The 409-nt window shown below is 68.9% G+C and carries 1 protein-coding gene; it reads right to left on the bottom strand.

Annotation, left to right across the window (positions count from 1 at the left end):
- Positions 1 to 409 (bottom strand): hypothetical protein (locus B7P34_RS38045; RefSeq protein ID WP_223268640.1); only part of this gene is annotated, 409 nt, incomplete at both ends.

Here is a 409-nt window from a genome sequence, read left to right as displayed (position 1 = left end):
CGCCGGGGCGTCCGAGCCCTGCCCCGACGCCGCCCCCTTGTTGCCGGACCCGTCGACCGGGACCAGCTTCGCGTAGTACGTGGTGCCGTAGACGCCGTCGGTGTACACCACCACCCCGGCCGCGTACAGGCGGTCGAAGTAGGTGGAGGTCGACGGGGTGAACCCGGACGCCGTCGACAGGTGCACCTCGACGTGATCGAAATCCGGTGCTGCCGCGAGTTCCGATCCCCCGGTCGAGGTCAACCCATCCCAGGCGATCTTCAGGACGCCCAGGTAGTTGCTGACCACGGGCGCCGAGGTGACCGGGGGTGCCGTTACGTCGGATGCGGTGGTGTGGTCGGTGGCGGGAGAACTCCACGCGGACGCGTTCCCGGAGGTGTCGAACGCCCGCACCTGAATGTGGATCGTC

It is taken from the genome of Streptosporangium nondiastaticum (assembly GCF_003011965.1).
GTDB classification, from domain to species: domain Bacteria; phylum Actinomycetota; class Actinomycetes; order Streptomycetales; family Streptomycetaceae; genus Streptomyces; species Streptomyces nondiastaticus.
Note: the sequence above shows the minus strand (reverse complement) of the source record. Positions and strands in the feature narration are given on the sequence as shown.